Source organism: Shigella sp. FJ200513, from assembly GCF_040495915.1.
In the GTDB taxonomy this organism is placed as follows: domain Bacteria; phylum Pseudomonadota; class Gammaproteobacteria; order Enterobacterales; family Enterobacteriaceae; genus ECMA0423.
Genome location: NZ_JBDYCV010000189.1, coordinates 1 through 3,480, shown reverse-complemented (window position 1 = coordinate 3,480; position 3,480 = coordinate 1). Strand labels below are relative to the sequence as shown.

Below are 3,480 nucleotides of genomic sequence, written 5' to 3'. Positions count from 1 at the left end.
TTACCCCCAAACGAATCGGAAAATCGATACTGGAAAAACTCTAACTCGGTGGCCAGTTTTTGTTGACCACTTCAGAAGGCTTTGGATTACCGTCTGGTGATACGTGAATATACTCTCTTCCAACCATCCAGCATTCTTTCCGGGTCCGAAGAATTGTGCCTGGTTTGAGCCCGGTAATTGCGATTAGAACGCTTTCACAAACCCATTCATTGGGAGCCAGTTGAATCACATTGCCCATGCATTACCTCACACAACACTCAGCCCACGGCAGTGGCACCAGACCTCAAACATTCGTTTCACAATTTCACGACAGTAGAAACCGTCAACATCTCGCGTCAGGTCGTAGTGGTTGCCGTAACGCTGGTGGACCCATAGCTCAAACGCTTTATTCATTTTTTACTTCCTTTGCATTGCGCGTAATTTCTTCAGGTGCTTTTCTTGTTCTGTTTCAGCCAGAATCTTGTGATATTCCAGGTGGTCAATATGCTCGAACAGGCTACTGAATTCACCGATGCGTACTCGCCCGGTACGTCCGTCCATCCTCCGAAAGAACACTGAGTGCTCAGTACTGCGAGTAATTTCTACTGGGTATCCGGCTCTGTCTGTGTATATCTGCCCGCGTTGAATCAAAGCGAACATGTGGTTATCCCCATCGACAAATCGAGTACACAACAAACGCTACTGCGAATACCATCCCCAGAGTTACGATTGCATCAGGCCAGCTCATTGATTCACCTCCTGCGGCGTCCTGGTATTCGATTTTCATTCCGGATGCTCCTGAGCCACGTTGAAATCGCCATGATCACGACAAGGCATCACAACAAATTCAGGATTGCCATACATTGAGTTGATGATGGAATCAAACTGAATTCTGACCGCTTGCCCGTCACCGGAGGGACGTAACTGGACGGGAATAAATTTACGCTCACGACCAAACATCTTCTCTGGATAACTCAGGTAACCCGCCTGGAGCACCGGGTGAGTACAGCGGTCAAACTTTTTCGGAATGATGCGATCCAAATCCGGAAAACAACCGTCCACCAGTTTAATGCCGGTAATGGACAGTCGTCGCTGAAACTGGTCGCGATGAACAGCGATCGGCTCTTTACTAAAAATCAGCTCTGTCGTTTCGGCTTTGGCCGGGACGCCCCCTTCGAACTGGACAATGATGTTTTTCTTCGTCCGGATGCCGTGAGCCATGCGCAGTGCCACGGAACCATTGGTTGCCTCAATATGTTTCGGCGTGATGTGAAGACCGTTCAGGTAATAACGAACGTCGTTTTTAGCAGCGCACACCAGAGCGGCGCGAATAAGTTTTGACTGGATGATCATGCTTTATCCTCCCATCCGATCACCTGGAAAAGCCCCATCTTCGGGTGATACCAGCGTGTGCCGCGTGGGTCAGCCTCTGACATCATTTGGTGGAACGCCGCCATAAATGGCTCAAGCTCGACGATAGCCCTGCGAGACAACAGACCGTCCGGAGTCATGAATTCGTGGGTGTCTGTAGGAATTTGATATGCGTTCACCAGATTCCGACACTTGGTGTCACTCATTCCACTTTTGGCTACCACCTGGCGGTAACCGACATATCCGGCGCGCATATTTCCGCGTTTGATGGTTTCCACCGCTTCTGTGACTGTTTCGAGCTGTTCTTCCACATGATTCAGGCGCTTCTGTTGACGAACAGCGTCGGCGGCTATCGCAGCGATCATCTCGATTTCCGTTAGCGGTGTGCGAGTGCGGAAGTAGCTGTTAACCAGTTCGCGCTGAACCTGCCAGGCAAGGGCGTCATTGAATGGCTTCGTCAACATCAGGTAACCTGATTCAAAAAGTACAATCCCCGATGGTGCAAATTTAGAGAATGTTCCTTCCGGGAGGTCCGTACGTATTACGTCCGCACCTAATTCGGCATAATCCACACCGCTGATGAAATGCTCACGGTTTCGGTTGAATGCTGCACGCGCGGTTCCTTCCGGTCGCTGGTGGACTTCATCAATCATCGCCAGCGTCACAACACGCTGACCGCGATATTCGATTACCGGAAACTGTTTGTTGTTGATGGTTACAGTATTCATTTTTATCTCCAGACAGCCCGGCGTGTAATACCGGGCATATGTATTACTTAACCTGAATAAATGGTGTGTTGGCACCGCTGGTCATGTATTGCGGCAGTGTACCGTTCCACTTGTTGATGGCTTCCAGCTCCATAACGTTTGGGTTCTGGCGCAGAGCTTCACCGCGTAAACGAATAGCATCGGCTTCGGCCTGGGCTTTTGTGCGAATCGCATCTGCCTGTCCGGCAGCTTCCGCGCGCAACATGTTGGCTTCCGCTTCGCGCTGTTTTACTTCCTGCTCGCATTGCAGGGTTTTCTGGTTCGCCGTGACTTTGGCATTAATGCTGTCGATAACAGTAGGCGGGTACTCCGGCTTACCCACATATGAGAGGCTCATTACCTGAATACCGATGGGCGTCATTTCTTCCTGAATGTCTTTAAGAGCTGCATCCAGCAGCTCAGACTTGCCGCCGTCGATAAATTTGTCGGTGGTCATTTTGCTGGCCAGTCGGTTGAGTGCGTCGGCTATCTTCTGGCGCAGGTCGGTGTCGGTAATGTCGTCCACGCCTTTGCGGTAGGTCTGAAAGACTGTGGTAACTTTGGATGGATCAACTTTGTAGGCCACGCCGATGTGATAGCCGATGGTTGTACCGTCACTCATCTGGAAGCTGAATGGCTCATCGTAGGTCTTCATTTGTTTGAAGGTCGGGAAGATGTAAACCTCAGTGTTCCATCCCGTCCAGTAGCGCCCAACACCGACCACTTCTCCGACGCCTTTATCGTCGCCCAGTTTGTTTACCTTGATGCCAACATTACCAGGCTCAACGCGATCGCAACCGACAAGTCCGGTGGTCAGCAGAACAAGGGCTAAAGCAGGAATAACTTTTTTCATCTTTTATCCTTAGAAAAAGAAAGACCCTTATAAATGGCATAAATGCAGGGCGGGGTCAGACACGCCAGAGCAAAGCCAGAAATCACTGCTACCGTATCCTTCATTGATATGAGGGCCGGAACGATTAATCCGTAAATACATGCGATAATTGCCAGTGATATAACTATTCTGAAATAAATGTTCATGGTCCTCCTGATGTATTCGGCTTGCCTTATTTAATTGCGTCATGGTTAATTTCGTTTACGTCAGAATGGTTTTGTTGCCATCAGTTCGTAATATCCGGCGCTCCATGTGTCATATTTTCTGAACCATTTTTCTGTATACTGTTTCCTGGCGATGAGTCTGCGCAGTCGTCTGATTGTTCGCTGGTGTGCGCGGGTATACTCTGTGGTTGATTCTCCACGTTTCCATATCTCATTCCCGTTGAAGATAAAACGCTTGTCAGGATGGCGTTGTGAGGTGTACTGGCAATAGCGGACACTACCATTTGTTCTTTTTTAAGCAGCCATCTGATGATATTTTTCCCTGAAG

General features: G+C 49.3%; 8 protein-coding genes and 1 pseudogene. All 9 read right to left on the bottom strand.

Features of this window, described 5'->3' with window-relative positions:
• Window positions 1-73 precede the first annotated feature (73 nt).
• A pseudogene (gene xisR, locus ABZJ92_RS21080) lies at window positions 74-238 on the bottom strand (excisionase family protein); the annotation flags it as partial.
• 8 nt (window positions 239-246) lie between these two features.
• Window positions 247-393: a hypothetical protein gene (locus ABZJ92_RS21075; protein ID WP_001030133.1), complete on the bottom strand. Its 147-nt coding sequence runs from the start codon at window positions 391-393 to the stop codon at window positions 247-249.
• 3 nt (window positions 394-396) lie between these two features.
• Complete coding sequence (locus tag ABZJ92_RS21070) at window positions 397-639, bottom strand: DUF4222 domain-containing protein (protein ID WP_000457719.1); 243 nt, start codon at window positions 637-639, stop codon at window positions 397-399.
• A 4-nt stretch (window positions 640-643) separates the two neighbouring features.
• The gene (locus tag ABZJ92_RS21065; protein ID WP_255625547.1) at window positions 644-766 is read right to left on the bottom strand and encodes a hypothetical protein; all 123 of its coding nucleotides are present in this window, start codon (window positions 764-766) and stop codon (window positions 644-646) included.
• Window positions 763-1,332, bottom strand: a complete 570-nt coding sequence (locus ABZJ92_RS21060) for a beta clamp domain-containing protein (RefSeq protein WP_000586688.1) — start codon at window positions 1,330-1,332, stop codon at window positions 763-765. Before ABZJ92_RS21060 ends, ABZJ92_RS21065 begins: the two co-directional genes overlap by 4 nt.
• Window positions 1,329-2,078: an ORF6N domain-containing protein gene (locus tag ABZJ92_RS21055; RefSeq protein WP_001099210.1), complete on the bottom strand. Its 750-nt coding sequence runs from the start codon at window positions 2,076-2,078 to the stop codon at window positions 1,329-1,331. The genes ABZJ92_RS21060 and ABZJ92_RS21055 overlap by 4 nt, the downstream gene beginning before the upstream one ends.
• Window positions 2,079-2,121: 43 nt before the next feature.
• Window positions 2,122-2,949, bottom strand: coding sequence for an SPFH domain-containing protein (locus tag ABZJ92_RS21050; protein WP_000755956.1), 828 nt, complete (start codon window positions 2,947-2,949; stop codon window positions 2,122-2,124).
• Window positions 2,946-3,134, bottom strand: coding sequence for a hypothetical protein (locus ABZJ92_RS21045; protein ID WP_001028876.1), 189 nt, complete (start codon window positions 3,132-3,134; stop codon window positions 2,946-2,948). Before ABZJ92_RS21045 ends, ABZJ92_RS21050 begins: the two co-directional genes overlap by 4 nt.
• Before the next feature lie 80 nt (window positions 3,135-3,214).
• Window positions 3,215-3,480 (bottom strand): hypothetical protein (locus tag ABZJ92_RS21040; RefSeq protein ID WP_032326692.1); only part of this gene is annotated, 266 nt, incomplete at its 5' end.